This window comes from Stieleria mannarensis, from assembly GCF_014154935.1.
Taxonomy (GTDB): Bacteria; Planctomycetota; Planctomycetia; order Pirellulales; family Pirellulaceae; genus Stieleria; species Stieleria mannarensis.
Window position 1 is genome coordinate 147,390 of sequence record NZ_JACEHH010000019.1, and the last position, 22,932, is coordinate 170,321.

Genomic DNA, 22,932 nt, shown 5'->3' on the forward strand with positions numbered 1-22,932 from the left:
CTTATCCGGTCGTTGCCGTATCGCTGAACTGCATGGCAAACAGATCGGCATCCTTCATGGCGAAGCGGAGTCGCACGGGGCGTCCGGCCAGCGGCGAGACGTCGGGGCCGGATCTCCAGCTCACGATTCGATCGATCTCGTTGCCGATTTGCTCGCGTGATTCGTCAAGCGTGTAGCCCGGAATCGGCTGGCCGTTTTCGTCTTGCATCTCCACGCGGATGCCCCCGGCGGCGGAGGTCGCGAAGTTGATCGCCAATTGTGATCCGGTGAACGTCAACGGCTTGGTGACCAATTCGCCACCATGGTAATCGGCTTGCGCCGACGCAAAGCCGTCCAACCGCATCGAATAGCGTCGCAGATGGGCGGTCGGCTGGGCATAGTCTTGATTCAGGTAGACCGACATCTCCGTCGGCCCGGTCTGGACCACGTTCAAGGCCGGATAGTTGGTCCGCGACACCCAATTGCGGGCTCCGATGCCCGGCCGCACGAAGCTGCTCAAAAACGTTCGGTCGTAGTACTCACGTCCCGGTCGCGCGGTCATCAGGATCGCATCGGACGTGTCTTTGAAGTAGCGAGGATTGACGTTGATCGCCCGAGCTTGATCGTCGGTCAAGACCTGTCGCCGGGGCATGAAACGCGCGGCGATGGAAACGTACAGATGCGGGGCGCGGAAATACGGGTGCGTTTGATTTGTGTACAAGTGTTCGATCGGGGCCTGGCCGCCCCGATGACGATAGTCCATCACCACCGGCGGCGACCAATGGACGAAGTCCTCACTGACGCAGCGAGCGATCCGGCGGATCTTGTCTTGGAACACACGAAAGAAACAAACGTACTGTTGCTCGGCCGTCGACCAGAACGCCAGATTCTGGGAATCGAAAAAGTGCGGGAACGGAACCTGATCGCTGGGAATCACGGGAGCGTCCTGTAACCTGCGCCACCGAGTGCCATCGGCCGAGACCCAGGCGACCAGGCCGCTTTTGACCGTCCCACCAAGCGCCTTGTAACGCTGTTCCTGCGGAACGCCCGGACGAGTGTCCAACATCGGGCTGAAGTTGTGCGTGACCGGCGCCGCGTCGGACAGCACGACATTGTTCTGCCGCGTCCCCTTGACTTCGAACAGTCCCAAGTCGGGTTTGGTCCAATCGACACCATCGGTCGACTCGGCATAGCAGGTCGTTTCGCTGCGATTGCCGTCTTGGCCGGCGACCCCGAGCCCGCGATAGTACAAACGCAGTCGGTCGCCGTCGCGAATCACGGTGGCGTAGGCGCAAAAACCGCCTTCCCAGGGTTCGTCAAACGCCAGCACCTGGCCTTCGTCGCGGGGGCGATGCAGAACCAAGTCGATATCGTCGAGCGACTCGATCAATTCATCGTCGACAAACAACTCCCGTCGTGAACCGATGGCGACAACTTCGGGCGATTCGTCGGCGGCAAACGAGCGATTTTCAGTCGATCCGACCGCGGCGGCGATGGTGCCGGCAGCGGCCGATTGCAACCAGCGGCGTCGAGAAAGCGAGTTGTGTTTCAGTGTCATAGCAGCTCCTTGAAGCAGAACGAGTGACTCAGCAGTTTACTCGCAATCGCGACTGCAAAGTGCTCCGGACGAAAGACGTCATGCCGTGGTGTTGTCGAAAAGCTGGGAGACTGAAAAAATGGAGGGGATGATTCACACGCGTTGGAAGGTTGGTTTGGTGTCGCAGATCGTCCGCGTCGGGGGACGAAACGAATCGTCCTGGGAAGGACTCTGAATGCACATCGAAGGGTGTAGAATACGCCGGATCAACAGCCGCTGCTTCGACCTACACCACCGTAAGGGAAAACGTGATGCCGTCCACCGAACCGCTTTGGACACCGATCTGTGACCTGCTGGGCTGTCGCTACCCGATCTTGCAGGCGGGCATGGGCGGTGTGGCGCGGGCAGAACTGGTCGCGGCGGTGTCGGCCGCGGGAGCATTCGGGTGTTTGGGCATGGTCCGCGAATCGCCGCAGCGGATTCGTCAACAAATCGACGAGGTGCGGTCGCGGACCGACCAACCGTTCGGAGTCAACCTGATTCCCGCGGCCACGGAGCCGGAACTGTTTCGACTGGAACTCGATGCCTGCGTCCATGCCGGCGTGCACACGATGGTTTACTTTTGGGACGTCGTGCCCGACGCGGTCAAGCGAGCCAAACAAGCCGGCTGCCGAGTCGTTTATCAGGTCGGCGACGTGGAACAGGCGATCAAGGCGGAGGCTGCCGGAGCGGACGCGATCATTGCCCAAGGCGTCGAAGGCGGTGGGCACATCCATGGATCTGTGACCTCGCTGGTCTTGCTGCCCCAAGTCGTCGATGCGGTCTCGATTCCCGTGATCGGTTCGGGCGGGTTCGGTTCCGGTCGCTCGCTGGTCGCCGCGCTGGCACTGGGCGCCCAAGGGATTCATTGTGGCACGGTGTTGTTGGCCACACAGGAATCGTTTGCCCATGACATTCACAAACAGCGGATCGTCAACGCCGATGCGACCGACACGCTGCACACCGATGCGTTTGCGATCAACTGGCCGCCGCACAGTCCGGTGCGCGTGATCAAGAACGAGAGCACGCTCAAGTACGAACACGATCCGTTCGGACACCGCGGCGAAGACATGCCGCGAGAACAAGTCGCCGAAGAGGAAGGGCGTCCGGTGTATCTAATGAGCACCGATTCGCCGTTGAAATCGATGACGGGCCAATTGGAAAAGCTGGCGATGTTCGGCGGCCAGGTCGCTGGGCAAGTGACTGCGATCGAGACCGCGGCAACGGTGATCGGTCGAATGGTCAGCGACGCCGAAACGGTGTTGGATCAACTCGCTGGGCGGGAGGATTAGGGAGCGAGTTGAACGTCGAAAATGGTGGGGTAGGAAAATGACGGGGCAGGAAGATTTTGGAGGTGGGAAGATTTTGGGAAGCGGGAAGATTGCTTTGAAGAAGGCCGGACGGGCGTACAGAGTTTCATTCCGGATGTTCCAATTGGCTCAGTTCACGCAACAGGTCCAGTGACGCTTCGGTCTCTTCCGTCACGACCACATCGGCACCGCTTCGAACCAGCTTGGCGACACTGGATTGGTAGCGGCAGCGGACCAGCAGCTTGCCGTGGCGGTTCAGCTTGCGGATCGCGCGGACCACACCGATCGCCACCTGGTCGTTGGGGACACACACGACGATGACCGACGCGTGGGGGTTTCGGCGCGGTGGAGGATCTGGGGGTCACTGGCGTCACCGGCGACGGTGCGAAATCCGAGCTGCGAAAAGGGATGCAGATTGACGGGGCTGAGGTCGACCAGACAAACGTCTTTGCCGGCCGTTTCCAACTGCGATGCGATCCGCGATCCGATCGGGCCGGCGCCGATGATGGTCGCCAGGCGCGTGACGATCGTGTCCGCGACTTCGGCGGGCTCCGATTCGATTGGACCGACTTCGTCACGGACCAGGCGTAGTCCAAATTGCAAGAGCGACGGAGTCAAGACCAGCGACCCCACCGCGGTCACGACGACACGCTGGTAGTCGAGTTCACTCAATACCCCCGCTTCGACGCCCAGCAACACCGACACATGCAGCCATCGGCAGACCAATCCGGACAGCAAGCCTGCGGTCAGGATGAACAGCAAGTCGCGAAGAAGCGTTTGCGTCATCGCCTTTGGCAGCAGTGATGGGGTCCGCGGGGCCGGAGAACAAGTGGGGATTGCCGACAGGGGGCAGGAGCGGCAGAAACGCTGGTGTGCAGGCTTTCGCCCAATACCGCTAAGTTTAAACTCAGCGAGGCCACCCGGACGCCGATTTCAATTTGCCGGTTTTGCGCGAAAGGCTGCGGAACACGATCGTGGCAACCAGCCCCGTGATGGCGAATGCGGTGATGGCCGCGAATAGATGTTGATGCCCCGGTTCGCCGGGGGAGCGATCGAGCAGCCAGCCCATCAAGGGCCCCATGAACACATCGGGCGTGTAACCGACGACCGAAACGATCCCGACCGCCGTACCGGTCCGTCCCATCGGCACGCGTCCTTCTTCCATCAACGCAAAGTACAACCCGCGAAGTGCAAAGACGGCCGCGCTGGTCGTGACCAGCGTCACAAAAAACAAGACCAACGCTCCGGGACGCAGCAAGCCGGTCGCCAACAAACCGGTGCCAGCGGCGACGAATGAAAAACTCACTATCGTCGACTTGGACACGCCGAATCGGTCCGCGACCAGGCCGGCCGCGACCGCCGCCGGAGGACGCATCCACATCGACACCGTGCCGATCGTTGCGGCCTGGATTTCGTCGAACAACAAGACTTCTTTGGCATACAGCGACACGTCATCAAGTCCCTTGTAGGCCACGTAAGCGCACACGACCACGACGGCCTGCAGCCAGACCGACGGCATCCGCATCACTGCGATGATTTCTCCACTCACCGCAGGTCTTTGATCCCCCACGACACGCGGCGAGGGATTGCGTGGCAAGGCAAACCACAGCAACACGGCGGACAGAAACGTGACCGCGGAAAACAGCAGCACCACGTTTCCGAAAGCCCGCGACCGCTCGACCGCGGTTGCCGCTTGCACGTCGGCGGGGATCAATGCCGCGAACAACCAAACCGAAACGCTGGCGATCAACGCGGCAATCAGACCGCGACCGCCGTCGAGAATCCCGAAGGCCCGTCCCGGCAAGACTCGCCCCGCCGATCCGGCGGCGCCCCACTGCCGAGTCGCTCGGATCAGCGGGGACCAAAACAGCAAAATTGTGGTCAAGCCCCAAAAACCGTACAGCGACTTCACCACGTTCAAAGAAGGAAGGGTCGCCATCATCAATCCGCCGGCGGACGTTGCCACCAAAGCAATTGCCATCAGCTTCCGCGCGTCAAATCGATCGGCCAGCGGACCACCGGGGAAGTACGCCAGCATCGCCACGACGCCGTAGATCGAAAACGCCACGCCCAACTGGAAGTTGGTGATCTCGAAAACGTCCAACAGCGTCGGCCGAAAGATGCGCGGCAACACGAACGGCAAAAAGAACACCGCCTCGCCCGCGGTGACCAGCGCGAGCATCATCACCAGCCTGCGAAGCGACGTCAAAGCAACCGGTTCTGCGGCAGAATCGGTCAACTACTCGATCTCGCACTCGGCGTCGTCGGGAGCCTGGTCGACGCCGCTGGCCCCTTCGACGACAACGCCTTTCCAAAACGCAAAGCGGCCGCGGATGCTATCTGCTTGGGGCTTGGGATCGGGATAGTACCATGCGGCGTTTTCGTTGATCTTGCCGTCGACCTCAATGCTCTTGTAGCTGGCGACGCCTTTCCAGCCGCATGTTGTCTGGTAGTCGCTGGGACGCAAACGCGACGCATCGACGCTTTCGGCCGGAAAGTAATGGTTTCCCTCGACGACCAGCGTGTCGTCACTTTGGGCAATGATCGTTCCGTTCCATTTCGCAGTGGCCATCAGGGTCTCGTACTTTAGGGCTGACGCAGATCCGGGAATCGTCAGCCCCCCAACATACACAAACTCCGCAAGTCCTTCCCCTGCCTGATGCGTGGATCGAGGTCCGGGCGGATGAGCGCCGGCGGGTAAGGAGCAAAACAATGGGGGCAAAACAATGTCGTGGTGGGAAAGGCAGAATGATTCGGGGCAGAATGATGTGAGAGACGCGGGGAGTGGGCCACACGTGAATTCCGCCCGCATCGTTCCGCCTCCCATCCTTCCGCCCCCATCGTTTTGCCTCCATCGTTTTGCCTCCATCGTTTTGCCCCTATCGAGCACGGGTCGCTCGCTTACGCTTCCCGCAGGCAATCCCCCCATCGTTCTGGCCCGATCATTCTGCCCACCTTCCATGCCACGCCGACACGCTCCCCCGCGAATCTTGGAAAAAACGCCGGAATCCCACTAAGAAATTCCTTCGCGGCGAGTCTGGTCTTGTGAGAGGATAAGGGGTCGTGATTCAAAGTTGCCAGGCGGACCGAACCGAATTCATGTTGAAACAGACTCCTGATCTCAAACCATCGGGTGCCGAGGGTGCGTCAAAGCCCACCCTGCGCGCGCTGTTTGAGGCCGAGGAGACACCGCTGTTGCGATATGCGTTTTCGCTGACCGGGCGACGCGCGGTGGCCGAGGAGATCGTGCAAGACGTGTTTCTGCAACTACACGCGCGTTGGGAGGACGTCCAGAACCCCGGTGCCTGGCTGTTCCGCAGCGTCCGCAATCGCGCCTTCAGCTACCTCCGACACCTCAAACGCGAATCGCTTCACACCGATGACGGCAAGCCGCCATCGGCCTACGACGAAACCGGATTCGGCGACACGCCGGACGAATCCCCCGAAGAAATGCTGCTGCGGATGGAGGCCGTTGCGGCGCTCCGCCAAAGCATGGACCAGCTCGATCCGACCGATCAACAATTGGTGAAACTCAAGTATTTCGAAAACCTCAGCTACAGCGACATCAGCGCCCGGACGGGACTCAGCATCGGCAACGTGGGTTACCGATTGCACCACATTTTAAAGCAGCTGGCCGGCAAGCTCCGGCCGCTCGGAATCGACGGAAAGTCATGAACGAAGAATCTAAAAACGACCGCATGGACTCCGATCTGGAAGCCCGCATCGCTGCGCTCGTTCATGGCGAAGTGTCCGCTGCGGAGCGGGAACAACTGGAACGTTTGATTCAAACGCGTCCCGACTTGCAGGCCTTGAAGCAGGAACTCGAATCCGTCGACTCGCTGATGTGTGAAGTCGCCGCGGGTGAAGAACCACCGGCCGACGACCAGGATTGGAAACTGCCTGCGGACCGGCGCGGCAAGGTGCTGTCGGTCATCAGCGGTCAGACGGAAGCCCCCGGCGGGCTGCCATCACTGGTTCGGTCCAACCGGTTCTGGAACGTCACCCGGGTCACGGTCTCCCTGTGCGTCGCCGGTTTGTTCTTGATGCTCGCCACCGGATCGTACGTCTTGCTCCGCGCCACCCGGGCATCCCGAGTCGGTCAGGCCGCGGCCGATAGCCGACAGGTGCTGGAGATGCGCAATTATTCGATGCAGTTGCCCGATAGCGCCGCCGAGGCTTCCGCCCCCGAGGCCGCCAGCGCAGCGCCCTCAACGATGCTGTTCGCCGAACTGGAAGAAGCCCAAAGTGGTACCGAACGGCGTTTCCGCAACGGCCGAGCGTCCAAGCCGAGCGAACCGACCAGCGCACCAGCGGTTGATTTCGAAATGGATTCGAAAGCCTCCCTGTCGGCCATCGAAGACCACCTTGCCGCAGGAACGATTGTCGCCGAAGCAGATCAACCGTCCGCATACTACTTGCAGGACGACGTCCAGTATTTCCCCACGGTTCCCCAGGTAGCTCTGTCCGACTCGGCGTCCGTCGCGAATCAAGCCGACAAGTTGAAGCGTGAGTCCTTCGAAGCCAAAGGACTTGGAACCCAAGCGGAATCGACGCCACCAATCTCAGCCGGCCGACGGCAGCGGTTCGACCAGGAATTTGATTCCTCCGACGAATCTTTGGCGGTTGAACCTCCGCCTGTTGATTCGCTGGCGGCCGATGCACAATCGTTCGCCGAGAGTTCGACCTGGCGATTTGGTCGCGCCGGAATGCAGCGGGGTGGAATCGAGCAACTCGCCGACGACCGCAGTGGCGTCGAGCGGTCCAAGAACCTGGATCTGATGACGCCGCCCGCAGGGCCCTCGGATTTTGACGTCGCCGAAAACAACAACTTTGGCGTCGCCGCTGGAGGAGGATTCGGCGGCGGCATGGCGGGTGGACAAGGTTCCGTGGAACAGCAATTGGAAAAACAGCTGGACGCACCGCAACAACAAATCGCGCAGAACGGCCAAAACCTGTGGGAGGAAGCGAAGGACGACGCGGGATTCGAAATGGGCATGGACACGTCGATGCTGGGATTGGGCGGAATGGGGACGGGCGGTGAAACGGAAATGAACGGCGCAATGGAAATGGACGGCGCGATGGGGATGGGCGGCGCGATGGGGATGGGCGGGGGGATTGCCGCTCCAAAGTCGGGCGAAGCTGCGGCCGATCATTACGCTGATTCCATCGTCCCGTCCTTCTCCATGCCAAGTCGTTCCATCGCACCAAGCCCAGCAAACAGACCGGCCGATGCCACGAAAGAATTGGCCGAGCTAGGCGACATCGCATCTCCCGAACCGGCCACAGCGCCGATCGCCAAGGGGCGGATCATCGTTCCCGAGACTAGGGCATCAGAGACACGGGGCCTTGCTGCGGCTGAAACACGCATTTCCGGGTTGGGCGAACAGATTTCCGAGATGGAGGAATACGTCCCCGAGTTGGGATTGCAGATTACCGGGTCGGGCCGAAAGGCAACGATGACCGGCAAAGATTTCTCCTACGGTATCCAGCCGGCCGAAAAGGCTCCGCAACCGGCCGACCGCTGGTATGACCAGAGGCTACCACAATCGGCGCAGCCCCAATCACCCCAGTCGCAGCGCGGCAAGTTGCAAACCGATCAAGCCCAGGGCATCGCCTCCAACTTGGAAGGACTCGAACGATTCAGCCGACGCGCAACCGCCGATCAAGCCAACAGCAAGAGTCTTCAAGAGTTGGAACGACTGCAACAGCGTGGCGAAGTCGCCAGCCGAAGCAACGGCCAAGCGAATCTTTCCGGGCCGGAGCGGTTGATCCCGGAAATACTTTCCAAATCGAAATTCTTAAAGCGATCGAGCGTGGAGAAGACTCCTGTTCCCGCGGGGCTGGATGAAAAGAACGCCGGTGAGGAAGCGTTTTCAACTTTCTCGCTGCACGTCAGCGATGTGTCGTTCAAACTGGCCGCCGCAGCACTAGCTCAAGGCCAATGGCCCGAGGCGGGGAAAATTCGCATCGAGGAATTCGTCAACGCCCTGGACTATGGCGACCCGATGCCCGGTCAAGACGAAAAGGTCTCCTGCCAACTCGAACAAGCGATCCATCCCTTCCTGCAACAACGCAACCTGCTTCGCGTTTCGATGCGAACGGCCGCCGCCGGACGAGCCAGCAGCACGCCGCTGCGACTGACGTTTCTGCTGGACAACTCGGGGTCGATGGAACGCATCGACCGCCAACAAACCGTCCGCCGCGCGTTCACCCTGCTGGCTGAACAACTCAAAGCGGGCGACCAGGTCACGCTGATCGGTTTCGCACGCACGCCGCGATTGTTGGCCGACAAGGTCGATGGCGGGCAGTCACATCAGTTGGTTGAACTGATCGAGCGATTGCCCAGCCAAGGCGGCACCAACATCGAAGCCGCGTTGCAATTGGCGTTCGAGAAAGCACAAGAACAACACGACGCCGACGCACAAAACCGGATCGTGCTGCTGACCGACGGCGCGGTGAATCTGGGTGATGCCAACCCCGAAAGCCTGTCGCGTTTGATCACGACGATCCGCGAGTCCGGAATCGCGCTCGACGCCGCCGGAATCGTCGCCGAAGGCTTGAACGATGAAATCCTGGAAGCGCTCACACGCCAAGGCGATGGCCGTTACTACCTGCTCGATTCCCCCCAAGACGCCGACGACGGATTCGTCCGACAGATCGCCGGCGCGCTGCGTCCGTCGGCCAAGAACGTCAAAGTGCAAATCGAATTCAACCCCAAACGGGTCGGACGTTACAAGCTGTTGGGCTTCGAAAAGCACCTGCTGAAAACCGAAGACTTTCGCAACGACAAAGTCGACGCGGCCGAGATGGCGGCCGCCGAAGCCGGTGTGGCCGTCTACCAATTCCAAGCCCTGCCCGACGGCGAAGGCGACGTCGGCTCGGTGTCCGTCCGGTTCCGTGATCTGTCGACCGGCCAAATGGTCGAAAACCGTTGGCCGATCCCCTACCAACCCGACGCACCACGTCCCGATCAAGCCGCCCCGTCGATGAAACTGGCAACCGCCGCCGCACTGCTTGCCGCCAAGCTTCGAGGCGAACCGCTGGGGGCAAGCGTCGAACTGAAAACCCTCGCCGACCTGCTGGCCGGATTGCCCGAACCCTACCGCAATGCGAAACGAATCCAGCAACTACGTCAGATGATCGGACAAGCCCGACAGATCGGCGGAGGTTGAGCTTCAGGTTTCAGGTTAAGACAAAACCCTCCCTGGCAGGGAGGGTCGAGCGTAGCGAGGGGAGGGACGATTGGTGGAACTGGAGTGCCTCCCAGCCACAACCAACCTTCCCCGCACCTTGCACCGAGAACTCCTCTCCCCCAGGAACGACATCCATGAATGCGCCAACATCGTCACCGCGGAAAGCAACGCTCGTCGTTCTTGTCACCCTGTTTCTGTTGGGGCCGCTATCGCTTTATCAGCATCCGTGCCACGCCCAAGACGACGCGGCCCAGGCGAACATCAACAGTTCCATCGCCGCCGATGGGACCGGCACGATCATCGTCGAAGCCCGCGGGCAGATCCCCGAACCGCCGGTCTTCTATTCCGCCCGCGCCACGTCGACGGCAAACGTCTCGCCCGAGCGCGTCGAACAAACCATTCAACTGACACTCAAGGTGATTCAAGGCCGCGCGAAAACGTTAAGCGTGGGTGTTCACGGCGACGATCAGGTGACCGAGGTCCGCGGCGAAAACCTACGATCGTGGGCGGTTCGCCGCGAAGGCGACGCGCGATTCCTGGATCTGCATGTCGACGAAGGCGTCACGGACCTGCAAGTCGAAATCAAAACCCGCTCCGACGAACTTCAACTGCCCGCGACGATCGCCCTGACACACCTGACCCCCGGCGACTCGGTCGGCTTCGACTGCGTCTTGACCATCCAGTATGCCTCCGAGATTCTCGGCACGGTCGTTTCCGTCGACGGGTTTGTTCCGCTGGAATCGGGCGACCGTGCAAGTCGTTTCCAAACCGCCACCGGTGGCGAGATCAAACTGTCGCTCCATCGTGACGGTGCCGCGCCCGCAGCGGTTGAACTTGTTGAGACGACGCTAGACGGCCAGATCAATCCCGATGGAAAATCCGTTCGCTTTCAGCTCCGCGGCACGGCCCAGGTCACCCAGCCCGATGCAAAACTCGTCGTCCTTTCGGGCAATGCCGCCGTCAGCGAAATTCCCAACGACCCGAACTACCAATTACAACTGGCGACGCCGAACGGCCGATCGGTCTACCAGCTGACGTTTCCCCAGGCGGGTTCATTCCCCGTGTCATTGGAGTTTGTCGCCACGCTGGCCACGCCGGGCGTCAACGTGCAACACATGGATTTCACCGTCGCCGCCAGCGCCGTCGTCCCGCTAACGCTACGCGGACTCGATGCCGATCTGGAATTCCATCGCGACCAGGAGTCCGTGGTGCCGCTTCGCAGTGAAGACGCCTGGGTGGGGTTCTTGCCGGCGACGGGGCGAGCCAAGTTGCAATGGAAAACGGCAAGGCAAACCGGTGAAGGAAAATTGTTTTTCACGACCACCGGCAAGGTCGAAGCAAAGGTCGGCGCGGGGCTGCTTCGCCAAGACCACCAGATCCAATATCAAGTGCTGCAGGGCGAATTAAAATCGCTCGACATCGCACTTCGCGGCCCCGGTGAAATCCTGGATGTCCAAGGCGACAATCTGATCGGTTGGAAAGTCTCCGGGACCGACGACAACCGCCGTCTGGAAGCGACGCTCAGCCAGCCGATCAGCGGTCACAGCCAGATCAACATCCGCAGCCAAACGGCGCTCGGCGCGTTCCCGGTCCGCGTCGAAGGGCTGCGGCTGGATCCGCTCGGTGCGATCCGGCACTCGGGGTTCTTGCGGTTGATGAACACCGGGTCGGTGCGGCTGGAACCGACGGCGTTGAGCGGATTGAATCAGCTGGCGCCCGATCAATTCCCCGGCGAAGCGGTCCAGGCCCGACAGGTTTTCGTGTATCGCTTTCCCTCCGCCGAGCACACCTTCACCATCGCCGCCGATCGAATCCAACCGGAAGTCAACGTCTCCGAACTGGTACTGTACGAACTTGCCGAAACCGATCGTGTGATCCGGGCCGACGTCGAATTGGATGTCCGCGAAGCACCGATTCGCGAGTGGGATTTCGGAATCCCAGCGGACTATTCGGTCGTCTCGGTCACCGGTGCCAACGTGGCCGACTACATCACCGCGTCGGCGGTCACCGATGGACGACGCAACTTGAAAGTCGTCTTCGGCCAAGACGTGGCGGGCCGGCAACTCGTTTCGCTGCATCTGGAAAAAACTGAAGCCGCATCGGAAGGCAATTGGGATCTGCCACGGATCGAATACCCCGAGGCCAATTCGGTGCGCGGTGATATCGGAATCATCGGTGCCGCCGGATTCCGCATCTCGGTCGACACCACCGATCTTCTGGCCGAAAAACCGCTGTCGTACTTTCCCAAACCGATGCCGAACCTGCAGCAAGCGTTTCGCATTCGACAACCCGGCTGGTCGGCGACGATGCGCGTCGAGCGACTCGACCGCAGCGTACAGGCGGACATGTTTCATCTGTATTCGTTGAGCGAAGAAACCGTCTATGGCAGCGCGTTGATCAACTACTTCGTCACCGGGGCGCCGGTATCGCAGTGGCGGATCACGGTCCCCGCCGAACTGGGCAACGTGATGGTCGACGGGCGAGACGTTCGCACGTACCGTCGTGAAGACGACACGTTGATTGTTTCGTTGCATCAACCGGTGATGGGCCCGTACACGTTGTTGGTGACGTTTGAAGAAAAACCCGACACGAACGACGGCGCGTTCCGGCCCGGTCAAATCACGCCGCTGGATGTTCAGGGCGAACGGGGATTTATCCAGGTCGTCAGCCCGATGCAGGTCAAGATTCAAACCGAGTCGGTGTCCGACGACATGTTGCACCTGGATCCATTGGAACTGCCCGCCGAATTGCGGTTGCTCAGCACCGCGCCGCCACTGGGAACGTGGCAATACACCGAACGTCCCTTCAATTTGACATTGAACGTGAACTGGTTCGAACCCGGCACGACGGTGACGCAGGTGGTGGAGTTTGCCGAGGCGAAGAGTCGGGTGTCGCAGGACGGAGAACTGGTCACCGACGTTCTGTACTTCATCAAGACGCGTGGACAACGGGCGTTGCGGATCGAGTTGCCCGAGGATCCGGTACGTCTGTGGGCCGTCTCGGTTGCCGGCCAGCCGGTCACCGCGCGGCAAAGCGACGATGCGACGTTGATCCCGTTGCCCGGCGGCACCGATCCCAACGTTCCGGTCGAAGTCCGCTTGCGTTTGGGAAAACCGACCGTCGACCAGTCCCACCCCGAACTCGCCTTGCCGACCGTTTTCGCGCCCGTCCTAAAGACCCAATGGGACGTGACCGGCGATGAGCAATACGTGCTCGCCCCCAGTGGCGGAACCGTGACACCGCCGGTCCCGGTGCTGCGGCCGTCCGGGTTTGACTGGGTTGCCAAACGTGGGCTCGGACCGTTGATCGTGATCGTGTTGCTGACTCTGCTCGGCGTCTGGGGATGCCGGTACGCAGGATCCCGGCGTGTCGCAGGACTGATCAGCTTGACCGTCGCGATCGGCGTGGCGCTGGTCACCGCAGCGGTCGCGTTTTCACAGATCGGCACCCCGGAGCCGCTGCAGTTGAGCGTGCCGATTTTGGCGGCCGGGGAAACGATTCAATTGCAAGTCAGCAACACACCGCTGTGGCGAGTCAATGTGTCGTCATCCGGTGTGACCGCACTGCTGTGTGGTCTGGTCGCCATCGGCTGGTCCTTTCGGCGAACCAACACGCAAGAACAACAACTGCTGCGTGGCGGCGGCATCCTGTTGCTCGCTTTGGGAGTGTTGTTGCAAGGCGACGGTGCGGGGTGGTTCTTCGGCTTGCTCGCCCTGGCGATCCTGGTGTTCCTGTTCGTGCCACCGGCCCGCCAGTGGATCCGCCACACCACAAACTCCGTACGCGAACTCGCCGAACAACAAAAAGCCAAACGGGCGGCGAAACGGGAAGCCAAGGAATCCGCCTCGGGCGAAGAACTTGGCGGTGCGACGCCGATGTTGGTCTTCTTTGCCCTGTTGCTCGCTTCGTCGGCAAGCAGTGTGGCCGCGGTTCCCGAAGGCTTCAATGCGGCCAGCTCCATCAAACAACAATGGCAACTGACGCATCATGACGCGCGGCTGACCGCCGACGCAACGATCACACTTTCCGGAAAACCGGGCGATCGATTCCTGTTGCTCAAAGCCCCCGCCATCCTGACACAATTCGAAGGAAAAGGGTTGCGTCTGACCAAGACCGAAGTCGCCGACGAAGGCCTGTCGTACATCGTCAGCATCCCGGTGGCGGAACGACCGGGCGAGGAAACGGAGGCGACCGAAGACACTGCGCCGGAATCCACCGCGGATTACCGGGCGACGTTTCAGTTTCAACTGGAAGCCGTCCAGCCGACCGCGGGCATCCCGGTGTTGACCGGAGTTGCGGCCGTCCAAGAAATCGACCTTCGCTATGACGAAGCCGGATGGGACGTCAGCTGCCCGACCGCCGTGCGGATCGATGCGGATGAAGTCACCGACGCGACCCAGGCCAACGTGTTGCTGATGCCGGGACCGGCCAGTTTGTTCCTCAAACCCAAGGCCCGCGATGTGACGACCGAGGAAACGAAGTTCTTCGTCGAAGCGTCCAACCTGTACCTGCCCGGCCCCGGTGTCGTCGACGGCCGACATCGACTTCACATCCGCACCGCCCAGGGACAGGTCAGCGAATTGAACGTGACGGTCCCCTCGGGACTGACCGTCAGCGCCGTGACCGGTCCGGTCGGTTCCTGGCAATTTGATGCCGACAGCGGCGAACTGAAACTGCAAATCGACCCCGCACAGTCGCAAGCCTTTGACGTCACCATCGAAACCCAGCGGGGGCTCGATCCGCTGCCGACCGACGTCACGTTGTCGCCGATGAAGGTCGCCCAGGCGGGCGGCGAAGTCGGATTGGTCGCGATCGCGTTTGGTGGCGAAGCCCAACCTGAATCGTCGGTTCCGAATCAAATGTCGGTCGTCAACCTGGGTGACTTCGACGCCGACCTGATCACCAACAAGCAAGCCGTCTTGCATCGCGTGTATCGCTACGGCGCCGATGGCGGTGAAGTGGCCGTGCGCGTCGCACCGGTCGCGCCGGAGGTGCGCGTCGTCAGCAAGCAAGTGCTGTCACTGGGCGATGAACGCGTCGTGTTGGGAGTCAATTTTGCCGCGGAAATCTCTCGAGCCGGGCTGTTCCAATTAAGTTTTCCGCTCCCCGAAGGATTGGAAGTCGAATCGCTGAGCGGCGCGGCGCTGCACCACTGGGCCGAACTGAACGAAGGCGACCAGCGGCAAATCATCCTGCACTTGAGCGGCAAAACCCTCGGCACACAGACCTTTGCGATGGCACTTTCGGGCGCCGCGCCCAGCGACGTCGGCCAGTGGCAGATCCCGCGGTTCCGGCTGAACGAAGCCACGCGTCAAACCGGTGATCTGGTCGTCCGCCCGACCACCGGCATTCGCCTGCGAACCGTCTCGCGTCAAAACGTCTCCGAAACCGACCCCCGGACCATGGGCGGCCAGGCTCAAGGGGCGCTGGCGTTTCGTTTGCTCCAACACGATTGGAATTTGGTTCTGGGGATCGAAAAACTGGATCCCTGGGTGACCGGCCAAGTGCTGCACGAAGTCACGCTGCGTGAAGGCCAGACGCGATCGGCGATGATCGCAAACTTTAACATTCAAAATGCGTCGGTGCGGGCCTTGCAAGTCGTGCTGCCGATCACGGATCCCGACGTGATCAAAACCGTGCGAGCCAGCGGCGACACGGTCAGCGACTTTATCCGGACGGCTGCCGATTCGAACATTTGGGAGATTCAATTCAAACGCCGCGTGGTCGGCAAGGTCGACTTTCGCATCGAATACGAACGCCGCGGCGAACGCGAAAACGACAGCGAAACACTCCGCCCGGCCGGGTTCCCGCAGGCGAGACAATTGTCGTACTACGTCGCCGTCCGTGCCGGTGGCCGTTTAGAACTGGAACACGACCCCCTCTCCGATGGCTGGCAGCGCGTCGATTGGAGCACGTTGCCGACGCAACTGCGTGAAGCCGAAAACCGCAACGCCCCGGTGTTCACGTTCCGCGCGGTCACCCCCGACAGTCCGTTGACCGTCCGCGCACAACGACACTCGATCGCCGATGCTCTCAAGCTCCGTGTCGCCCAAGGCTCCTTGACCACCATCCTGTCACCGACCGGCGATCAATTGACATCGGTTGACGTGACCGTCGAAGTCATCCAGCGGAGCAGTCTGAGCGTCGGGCTTCCCCAGGGCGGTGAATTGTTCAGCATCTTCGTCAACGGCGAAAGCGTCCATTCGATTCGCCAGGGCGGCGACACCAACCGCTGGCAGTTTTATATTCTGCCGGGAATCGACGACCGCACCGCGACCGTCCGCTTCGTCTATTCGGTCACCGGCGGTCGCTTGAGTGACTTGCAATTGACCAGCCCCGAACTGAACGTGCCGCTGGAGAACATTCAATGGAACGTCGTCGCCCCCAAAGGCTTTGAACTGATCGACGACGACGGGAACCTGGAACTGATCACCCAGACCCAGCACGAACAATACGATCGCGGATCCTACCTGTCCAAGGTCGTCGGCAAGCGACAGGCCCAAGCACAGCAAGCCGCCCAGTTGCTCGAACAAGCTAACGAATTGCTTCAAGCCGGCCAGCAGACCAAGGCGCGTTGGGCGCTCAACAGCGTCGCCAACCAATACGCCCTGGACGCCGCGTCCAACGAAGACGCCCTCGTGCAGCTGGAAAACTTGCAAACCCAACAAGCCATCGTCGGACTCAACACCCGCCGCCAACGACTGTACCTGGACAACACGCCCAGCGACACGGCGATGGCCGACGATCAACAGCTACGCCAAGCGGCGGCCGAGAACCCGATCCTGCAGCAAGACCAATTGAATTTCCGCCCCCAACAGCTCAGCCAGTTGTTGCGTGGCAACACGACCGAAGACAACGCCGTGCTGCAGCAGATCGCCGCCCGACTGGTCCGCCATCAACGCACCACCGAACCGGCACCACAAGCGATCATCATCAGTTTGCCCGACGAAGGCTCGGTTTACACCTTCGGCCGCACCGTGCAAGTCGCCGAGAATGCACCGCTGGAACTGGAACTCGAATTCGCCTCGCTCTTCAGAATCTCATCCTGGCAAATCGCCCTGGTCACCCTATTGCTGGCCGGCCTGGCAGCCACACTGGCCGTCGCGGTCAGCAACCGCCCAACCGACACGAAAATGAATTAACTCTCCCTGGAACCACTGGTGTCTACACAACTTACAATGGCTCCCTTCTCCCCCGGCTTTGCGGGGGAGAAGGGCTGGGGATGAGGGGGCCAGCGATGTTTCGCTCATGATTGGGCCCGCAGGCTGGCGCCCAATGCCACCTACTTTCGATCACAAACTGAGCCGCAGGCGCTAGCCTCGGGCCTTACGAGTCTCGAGCGGCAATCCAAGGCCCGCGGCTAGCGCCGTCGGCTCATACATTGGGCTCGCGCAAAGCGGCTGATATTCATTTGACATCAGTCGGTTCGCGCCAGCGTCCGAGCCACAACGAACACCCGCGCCTTGCCATCGGTGAGACCGCCGCAACCACTCACGCAAACATCATCACAATCGCCTGGGCGGCGATGATCCGCAGGATCATCGTCAGCGGATACACGGCCGCATAGGCGGTCGAACTGGCGTCCGAGTCGGCTTGGGAATTGGCGAACGCCAGCGCCGGCGGGTCGGTCATGCTGCCGGCGATCACGCCACAGATCGTCAGGAAATTCTGTTTCCAAATCACCCGCGCCGCGATTCCCGTCGTCAGCAGCGGGACCATCGTGACGATGATCCCCAGCCCCATCCACTTGATGCCCTCGACACTGAGGGCGGCTTTAAAGAAGGTTTCTCCGGCGCCCAATCCCGCACAGGCCAGGAAGAGGATGATCCCCAGTTCCCGGAGCGCCAGGTTGGCCGAATAGGGGATGTACCAAACGAACTTGCCGATGCTGCCGATCAGACTGAACACGATCGCCGCGATCAGCGGTCCGCCGGCAAACCCCAGCCGGATCGGGAACGGCACACCGGGCAGATGAAACGGAATCATGCCGGCGACGACCCCGACGGCGATGCCAAAGAACAGCGGCGAAAACCGCGTCTCCTTCATCGATTTCCCGCTGTTGCCCAGAAACTTCGTCGCACGCTCGATCGATTCCTTGTCACCGACGATGTGGGCGATGTCCCCATAATTGAATCGGCTGGATCCACGCACCGTCAATTCAACGCCCGAACGGATGATCCGTGTGACCGTCGTATTGAACACTTGGTCCAGCGACAACTCGCGCAAAGGCTTTCGCAAGGCGCGGGGATCGGTGACCAAGATACGGCGATAAGCGACCTCGCCCGGTTCCTTCATCAGGTCGACATCAACCTTACGGCCGATCACCGGTTCGATGCGGTCCAACTCACTCAGTGGACCGACCAGTTGGACGAGGTCTCCGTCACGCAATTCCGTTTCGTCGGTCGCCACGTGGACGACGTCTTCGCCAGCACGCCGGATTCGCGACACCCGCACCCCCGACTCTTCGACACCGGGAATCTTGCCGAACGGAACCGACCCCAAATGGGGATTGTCGATGACGATCGAGCGACGTTCGATCGGTTCGTAGTCCTGTTTCTCCTGCTGCTTGATCTTGGCCGCTTCTTCGTTGACGTCCACGCCGAATATCCGCCGGATCAGCAGCATCGACGCGATGATTCCCAGGATGCCGCCCGGATAGGCGACCGCATAGGCCGACGCGAGCGATCCGATGCCGCCGCGATTATCCTCCGAAAGTGACAATGCGGCCTGTTCGGCGGCACCCAAGGAAGGCGTGTTGGTGGTCGCACCGCTGAACAACCCTGCCGACGTCAACGCCGGAAGCTCGAGCACGGTGACGAAGATGCAGATCAAGACGACTGCTTGGACGACGATCGACAGCGCCATCGAGTTCAGCAGGATGCCTTGCTTCTTCCAAAGCTCGATCACACCGGGACCGAGCTGCAATCCGATCGTAAAAACAAACAGGATCAGCCCGAACTCTTTCGTAAAATCCGCGATCTCGTGATCGATCGAGGCACCGAAATGGCCGAACAAGATCCCCGAAAACAGCACCCCGGCCGGCCCCAGCCCGATCCCGCGGATGCGAATTCCGCCCAGCACCAGCCCGCTCACGGCAACGAGCGTGACGATCAAAATGGCAGCAGCGACAGGCGGCATTGAATCAAATTTCCCAAGTCGAAAGTGGCAAGTGCGTCGGTGGCAAGTGCCTGTATTCTCGCCCTGCCCCGAGGGATTCGTACTCGATCGGCCGCCACCGCTCAATAGCACCGACAGGCTGCCCCACGAACAAACCACCGTTGTCCGCATCTTGCGGTGCGTTCTGCGCTGCTAGCGACAAAAAAGTCACGGACACTTCATCGACCGCCCTCAGATCCCCGGCCGCATCGGATCCGTGGGTTCGCGCTATCATCGGTGGGCACCTGTCTTTCTTGCGGACCGAGCCACCCCGAAAGAGAGGGGGAACTCAAATTCAAGGAACCCGCGAGTGAAACCGACTCAATCAGCAGACCACGACAGTTTCTGCTGCGGATCAACCACTTTTTCCCGTAGTCTGCATCGAGCTCCGCGGCCCCAGCAGAACCGATTCAAAATCTGGGTGACGAAGTTGCTCGACAGCGCTAGACAACCGAACCCGAATCAGGCAAAATACGTCTCTTGTCGCAAGACGAGCACCCGTGGCACAACTGGATAGCGCATCGGTCTTCGGAACCGAGGGTTGCAGGTTCGAATCCTGCCGGGTGTACTTTCTGACGGTCTGACCTGTCGCACGCCTGGAATTTCTGGTGAGCGCTCTTTTATCAAACCCCGCCATCCGTGATGCCGTTGTTCCGATCTCGGTCGAAACCTATCACCGAATGGGAAAGGCAGGGATCATCGACCAGCGAACGGAATTGATCGGTGGGGTAATCCTGCAAAAGATGATCAAGTCGCCCCTGCACACGTTGATCGTCAAGCAACTCGTTTCAGCGATTGAGGCTCAACTGCCCGCGGAGTTGGAACTGCGAAAGGAGGAGCCCCTGACGTTTTCGTCATCGGAACCGGAACCCGACATCGCGATCGTCCAGGTTGGGTCTTACCAGCCCGGCGCAAACCACCCTTCGACAGCGCAGTTGGTCGTTGAAGTCGCCGTCAGTTCCGAAGCTATCGATCGAGCCAAGGCAGCGGTCTACGCCGAAGCTCAGATTCCTGAATACTGGATCGTTCTGCCAAGCAGCAAAACAATCGAGCGATTCACACACCCTGGCGAAGAAGGCTACGGCACAAACGAAACGTTTGAATTTGGCAACCCCATCGGAAGTCTGCCTCCGCTGGCGATTCAGGTGACGCTCACCACAGGCTAAGCCTCTCGTTTGAGGGCAAGAAGAGAAAAAGGGTCAGGAGCGGATGGCACGGGCTTAGCGAGCCGACGGCGCTAGTCGCGGGCCTTGATACGTCTTTAACACGGCGGTAAGGCCCGAGGCTAGCGTCTACGGCTCAGCGTATCGGCTTATCCCGGTGCCATTCGGGTCAGGAGCCTACTTCTGCCCCGATCGAAGTCCCGCATACACATTGCGATACTGAAGAGGATCAAGCTGATGACGAAGTCAGATCTGGTGGTCGCTGATTGCGGTCACTACGCAAAGAAGATCGAACACAAAGGCGGTTACTCGACTTGTGTTTTTCGTATTTGAGCTGGTCTTTATGGTGAATAACGCTCTCCGTCCAAAGATTGTTGAACCGCCCATCTGGATCGCGTTCTGCACAGACTTCGCGAAATCGGCCCATTGCTGGATAGAGGGCATGAAGATCATCGGAGGATAGCGGACAGAGCTTTCCCCAGTGTGGCCTGGCGCGAAACAGGCGTCTCATAGATCTTGCCAAAAACTCAGCCAGGTTCTCGAAGGGCTCTCGATTCGCCCCGCGGTGGTAGTTGGTCAACGTAATCGAGTACCAGGCGTAGTTTGGGGGGCGGTCAGTCGCGTTGGCTGGTTCGGAGACTGGCGACGCGTTTGCATTGCTTGCCATCGAGATCAGCGTATCGTCCGGCAAGACTTTACGGACACAGATCGGGTAGTGATGACAATACTTGCCGCGCAACTGATCGAGCGCTTCTGTGCAGTTCGCCTGGTCAACTTGATCAAGAAACGCCTCGTCAGGATCGCTTACGCGATCTCCCGCAGTACAAAGTGCATGCTGGAGGAACTTGAGCGCCGCGTCCAACCGGTCCCGTTGCACGAACAACTCGATCTCTACATGTCGAAATAGTCCATGCTCCATGACCAGTTGCGTCGTTGAATCTGCAACAAACCGACAGTTCTGGACGACAAATGTTGGTAGCACCCAGCGAAACAGAGTTCGTATGAAAGCGTGAATGCGGATGACTCTCACCGAAAGAAGAATCAACAAGTGCATTGCGACGTCGAGAGCGATGAAACGATACCAATGGTACACGCACGATGTGCGAGAATTCGGGGCCTCCACTTCACGTCGATGTTGAGCGATGAATGTCCAACACCAGGGGACCAGGTAGAATTGCTGAAGTGGGTAGTCTTTCTCCGCGCTCAGGACGCTGTCCAGATTGTCGTGTTCACGAAAATGCTCCTCCACGCGATACATCGGGCGGCACCTTATCGCGACGCTAAGAATGACACCGACACAGCCCAAGGAACACCGGGCGGCGCGAAGCTCGTCCCCACATTCAATTTCCTCGATAACCGCCTTGCCGCTATCGCGGTCGTACCTCGCGACTCGGAGGCTTGTCACGTAGTGTGAAAGTGAATGACGGCCGGATCCGTGCGTGCCGGTGGAAATCGCACCAGCTACCGACTGCTCGGTGATGAAACCAACCGATGGCAATGTCCAATTCTGCTTCTCCAGTTCTGCCAGCAGTTGCTTGATCTGGCATCCCCCGCCGGCCCGCGCGACCGCTGTATCGCCGGAGGCGGATAGCTCTACATGACTGAGGTACCGCAGATCCAGCAACACATCGTCGCACTGGACTGCTTCGCTCCACGAATGAAGCCGACCGATGCAGCGAATGCGACTACCCTTGTTCGCGTCAAGAATCTCGATCACCTCCTGCTCGCACCTGGGAGCGTGCAGTACGCGAGGATTCAACGTGATATTGCGGCCGAAATTCAATCGCTTCATGTTCGCAGGAAGTCCGTCGAGCGTGATAAGCTTGCTCCCAACACGAAAAGCGAATTCGCCGGCAGTTCTATGCGCGAAAAAACATAAGTTCTGGAAATTTCGCGCACTATCGGCCGTGATACGTCGCTTGGCAGAATAGGAATCCTCCATGGGACAACTCAATAACGAAGAAAAGAGCGATTTTGAAGGGGCATTGGAACGGTTTCGGCCCGTGCTTGTGACCATTGCCCAGGCCATGATTTCTCCTGCTTATCGAGGTGATATCGAGGCTTCGGACCTTGTGCAGCAAACGCTGCTGGAAGCGCACGCTGGTGCCGGAGTTCTCGATCCCCTGGACGAAGGCCCGTTTTTCGGTTGGCTACGCAAAGCACTCCAGAACAACATGCTAGACGCGGTAAAGCGTCTGAACACACAGAAACACGACGTCAGCCGGAGAGTACGAGAGTCTGAACTTGAGGAGTCCTTCGCACGCCTAGAGCAAGTGCTGGCCGGAGACGAGACGTCGCCGAGCCAACTGGCCTCTCGCAACGAACAGATCGCAACCATGCTTTCTTCACTGCAAGAACTGCCCGACAAACAGCGTATGGCGGTCATCATGAAGCATCTTCAAGGTTTATCGCTGAAAGAAGTCGCAACGTCCCTCGATCTCTCTGAGTCCGCAGCAGCAGGATTGCTTTATCGAGGAAGGCAGAATCTGATTCATCGAATGGGGACGCAGGATGAGTGAGGGTAAGTCTCGAGCAACCGAACACCATCCGCCACT

Annotated in this window: 13 protein-coding genes and 1 tRNA gene; 7 read left to right on the forward strand and 7 right to left on the reverse strand. The window is 60.1% G+C overall.

Annotation, left to right across the window (positions count from 1 at the left end):
* Window position 1: 1 nt before the first annotated feature.
* A complete protein-coding gene (locus H1B37_RS14715) occupies window positions 2-1,537 on the reverse strand; it encodes a hypothetical protein (protein ID WP_286177766.1) in 1,536 nt (511 codons plus the stop codon).
* A gap of 290 nt (window positions 1,538-1,827) precedes the next feature.
* Between H1B37_RS14715 and H1B37_RS14720 the strand changes: the two genes are divergently transcribed.
* Window positions 1,828-2,847, forward strand: a complete 1,020-nt coding sequence (locus H1B37_RS14720; RefSeq protein WP_182867420.1) for an NAD(P)H-dependent flavin oxidoreductase — start codon at window positions 1,828-1,830, stop codon at window positions 2,845-2,847.
* Between the two features lie 124 nt (window positions 2,848-2,971).
* Here H1B37_RS14720 and H1B37_RS14725 read toward each other — a convergent pair whose 3' ends face one another.
* From H1B37_RS14725 to H1B37_RS14740, 4 genes are all read right to left on the reverse strand, one after another.
* A complete protein-coding gene (locus tag H1B37_RS14725; RefSeq protein ID WP_353620844.1) occupies window positions 2,972-3,145 on the reverse strand; it encodes a hypothetical protein in 174 nt (57 codons plus the stop codon).
* On the reverse strand, window positions 3,121-3,651 hold the full coding sequence (locus tag H1B37_RS14730) for an NAD-binding protein (protein ID WP_182867422.1): 531 nt from the start codon (window positions 3,649-3,651) through the stop codon (window positions 3,121-3,123). The genes H1B37_RS14725 and H1B37_RS14730 overlap by 25 nt, the downstream gene beginning before the upstream one ends.
* A gap of 121 nt (window positions 3,652-3,772) precedes the next feature.
* Window positions 3,773-5,104, reverse strand: a complete 1,332-nt coding sequence (locus tag H1B37_RS14735) for an MFS transporter (RefSeq protein WP_286177767.1) — start codon at window positions 5,102-5,104, stop codon at window positions 3,773-3,775.
* Window positions 5,105-5,437 carry a DUF427 domain-containing protein gene (locus H1B37_RS14740; RefSeq protein ID WP_182867423.1) on the reverse strand — a complete coding sequence of 111 codons (333 nt, stop codon included), beginning with the start codon at window positions 5,435-5,437 and terminating at the stop codon, window positions 5,105-5,107.
* A 491-nt stretch (window positions 5,438-5,928) separates the two neighbouring features.
* On the opposite strand from H1B37_RS14740, the gene H1B37_RS14745 reads away from it, so the two are divergent.
* From H1B37_RS14745 to H1B37_RS14755, 3 genes are all read left to right on the forward strand, one after another.
* Window positions 5,929-6,540 carry an RNA polymerase sigma factor gene (locus tag H1B37_RS14745; RefSeq protein WP_353620845.1) on the forward strand — a complete coding sequence of 204 codons (612 nt, stop codon included), beginning with the start codon at window positions 5,929-5,931 and terminating at the stop codon, window positions 6,538-6,540.
* Window positions 6,537-10,037, forward strand: a complete 3,501-nt coding sequence (locus H1B37_RS14750; RefSeq protein WP_182867424.1) for a YfbK domain-containing protein — start codon at window positions 6,537-6,539, stop codon at window positions 10,035-10,037. Before H1B37_RS14745 ends, H1B37_RS14750 begins: the two co-directional genes overlap by 4 nt.
* Before the next feature lie 155 nt (window positions 10,038-10,192).
* The gene (locus H1B37_RS14755) at window positions 10,193-17,200 is read left to right on the forward strand and encodes a hypothetical protein (protein WP_182867425.1); all 7,008 of its coding nucleotides are present in this window, start codon (window positions 10,193-10,195) and stop codon (window positions 17,198-17,200) included.
* Between the two features lie 349 nt (window positions 17,201-17,549).
* Here the strand turns inward: H1B37_RS14755 and H1B37_RS14760 are convergent, their stop codons facing one another.
* Window positions 17,550-19,196: a putative transporter gene (locus H1B37_RS14760; RefSeq protein WP_182867426.1), complete on the reverse strand. Its 1,647-nt coding sequence runs from the start codon at window positions 19,194-19,196 to the stop codon at window positions 17,550-17,552.
* A gap of 512 nt (window positions 19,197-19,708) precedes the next feature.
* On the opposite strand from H1B37_RS14760, the gene H1B37_RS14765 reads away from it, so the two are divergent.
* Window positions 19,709-19,782 (forward strand) — tRNA-Arg (locus H1B37_RS14765).
* A gap of 40 nt (window positions 19,783-19,822) precedes the next feature.
* A complete protein-coding gene (locus H1B37_RS14770) occupies window positions 19,823-20,380 on the forward strand; it encodes a Uma2 family endonuclease (RefSeq protein ID WP_182867427.1) in 558 nt (185 codons plus the stop codon).
* Between the two features lie 226 nt (window positions 20,381-20,606).
* Here the strand turns inward: H1B37_RS14770 and H1B37_RS14775 are convergent, their stop codons facing one another.
* Window positions 20,607-22,319, reverse strand: coding sequence for an FAD-binding protein (locus H1B37_RS14775; protein WP_182867428.1), 1,713 nt, complete (start codon window positions 22,317-22,319; stop codon window positions 20,607-20,609).
* On the opposite strand from H1B37_RS14775, the gene H1B37_RS14780 reads away from it, so the two are divergent.
* Window positions 22,318-22,896: an RNA polymerase sigma factor gene (locus tag H1B37_RS14780; RefSeq protein ID WP_182867429.1), complete on the forward strand. Its 579-nt coding sequence runs from the start codon at window positions 22,318-22,320 to the stop codon at window positions 22,894-22,896. The two genes, H1B37_RS14775 and H1B37_RS14780, sit on opposite strands and share 2 nt — an antisense overlap.
* The last annotated feature ends 36 nt before the right edge of the window (window positions 22,897-22,932 follow it).

What these genes read in the sequence shown, in the direction of transcription:
- H1B37_RS14715 (WP_286177766.1), bottom strand. Translation starts at nt 1,537, where the DNA reads ATGACACTGAAACACAACTCGCTTTCTCGACGCCGCTGGTTGCAATCG.
- H1B37_RS14720 (WP_182867420.1), top strand. Translation starts at nt 1,828, where the DNA reads ATGCCGTCCACCGAACCGCTTTGGACACCGATCTGTGACCTGCTGGGC.
- H1B37_RS14730 (WP_182867422.1), bottom strand. Translation starts at nt 3,651, where the DNA reads ATGACGCAAACGCTTCTTCGCGACTTGCTGTTCATCCTGACCGCAGGC.
- H1B37_RS14740 (WP_182867423.1), bottom strand. Translation starts at nt 5,437, where the DNA reads ATGGCCACTGCGAAATGGAACGGAACGATCATTGCCCAAAGTGACGAC.
- H1B37_RS14750 (WP_182867424.1), top strand. Translation starts at nt 6,537, where the DNA reads ATGAACGAAGAATCTAAAAACGACCGCATGGACTCCGATCTGGAAGCC.
- H1B37_RS14755 (WP_182867425.1), top strand. Translation starts at nt 10,193, where the DNA reads ATGAATGCGCCAACATCGTCACCGCGGAAAGCAACGCTCGTCGTTCTT.
- H1B37_RS14760 (WP_182867426.1), bottom strand. Translation starts at nt 19,196, where the DNA reads ATGCCGCCTGTCGCTGCTGCCATTTTGATCGTCACGCTCGTTGCCGTG.
- H1B37_RS14780 (WP_182867429.1), top strand. Translation starts at nt 22,318, where the DNA reads ATGGGACAACTCAATAACGAAGAAAAGAGCGATTTTGAAGGGGCATTG.
- H1B37_RS14775 (WP_182867428.1), bottom strand. Translation starts at nt 22,319, where the DNA reads ATGGAGGATTCCTATTCTGCCAAGCGACGTATCACGGCCGATAGTGCG.